At 63.4% G+C, this 1564-nt stretch carries 2 protein-coding genes; both read left to right on the forward strand.

Annotated elements, in window-relative coordinates:
* Positions 1-1378, forward strand: a 1378-nt coding sequence (locus WC906_05545) for a hypothetical protein (GenBank protein MFA5777863.1), incomplete at its 5' end; no start/stop codon positions are given.
* A 2-nt stretch (positions 1379-1380) separates the two neighbouring features.
* Positions 1381-1564, forward strand: a 184-nt coding sequence (locus WC906_05550; protein ID MFA5777864.1) for a hypothetical protein, incomplete at its 3' end; no start/stop codon positions are given.

The raw sequence follows: 1564 nt of genomic DNA on the forward strand, positions 1-1564 counted from the left end.
GAACGCGTCAAAGTCAACCGTGACGCTGGGCAAGAGGATTGACTCCCTCCAGCCGACCTTTCAGAAATTGAGGAACTACGGGGCGGTGGCTTTCGGGGCGGTGTCTGTCGGCGTGGGCGTCGCGGTCAAGGCGGCTTCCGACCTCAACGAGAGCGTCAACGCCATCAACGTCGTCTTCGGCGAGGCGGCCGAAGGAGTTCTGAAGCTGGGTGAGAACTCCGCCAAGGCCGTCGGCCTGTCGCGTTCGCAGTTTTACGGGCTCTCCGTCCAGATGTCATCATTCGCCAAGACCGTCACAAAGGAGGGCGGGAGCGTCGCCGACACCCTCGACAAGATGACCGTCCGCGTCGCTGACTTCGCCTCCGTGATGAACCTTGACGTGTCCGAGGCGGCGACAGCCTTCCAGTCGGGCCTCGCCGGGCAGACCGAGCCGCTCCGCAAGTTCGGCATTGACCTGTCCGCCGCCTCCGTCCAGGCATACGCCGTGGCCAACGGGATTGCCGAGGCCGGAAAGCAGATGACCGAGACGCAGCGGATTCAGGCGACCTACGGCTCGCTGATGGAGCAGACTAATAAGGTATCCGGCGATTTCGCCAACACCTCCGGCCAGCTCGCGAACCAGCAGCGAATCCTCAAGGCGCAGGTTGAAGACCTGTCGGCCAAGCTAGGCACGCTGTTCCTTCCCGCGATGAACGAGGCGCTAAAGGCAATCCTGCCTGTCGTCACCAAGCTTTCGGAAATGCTTTCAGTTCACCCGAAGCTGACCGTGGCCGTCATCGCCACTACGGCGGCACTGGCCGGAATGGTCGCCATACTCGGGACGGTGGGGACGGTTTTGCCTGCGGCGATAAAGGGACTGGCGCTGTTCTCCGCCGGGCTGAAGCTGGTGACTGGTCAGGCCACGCTCCTTGCCGCCGGACTAGCCGCCCTGCCCCTCGCGATCACGATAGGCGTCGCCTTGGTCGGGTTCGCGGTCGTGATGAAACAGATTTCCGAACTGAAAAGGGAGACGGAGGCGGCGGGCAAGGCGCAGGCAGATTTAGAGAACATGAACCAGAAGGCGATTGCCCGCGCAAAGGAATTGCGTGAGGCCGGGGACGAAGAAGGCGCGGAAAGATTGCTCAACACGGTTCGCCGTAATGCCGGGCTGGAGGCCCGTGCCTCCGGCGGCCCCGTGTCCGCCAACCGCCCATACCTTGTCGGCGAGACCGGCCCCGAGCTGTTCGTCCCGAGGAACGGCGGGGATGTTCTACCGAACGGCTCCCTGACCGGCAAGTCCTTCACCTTCAATTTCTTCGGCGACGTGAACGACAAGGACGCCCTCAAGCGCGAGATCATCGACGCCATTAACCGCCAGTTCGCGCTGGCCGCAACCTAGCCATGGCCTCCTCCATCAAGTTTGACGGCACGGAGCTCGTCGGGGCGACCTACATCCCCGAATACGTCCGGCACGAGTCCATGCCCGGGCGCGAGATTGTGGCGCTTGACCGCATGGGCGACGGGGCATCTTTCGTCAGCTCCCGCTGGGCGCAGAAGCGCATTGCCATCAGGGGGACGCTCACGG

The sequence above is a fragment of the Parcubacteria group bacterium genome (assembly GCA_041657845.1).
Lineage (GTDB): Bacteria > Patescibacteriota > Minisyncoccia > Moranbacterales > JAKLHP01 > JAKLHP01.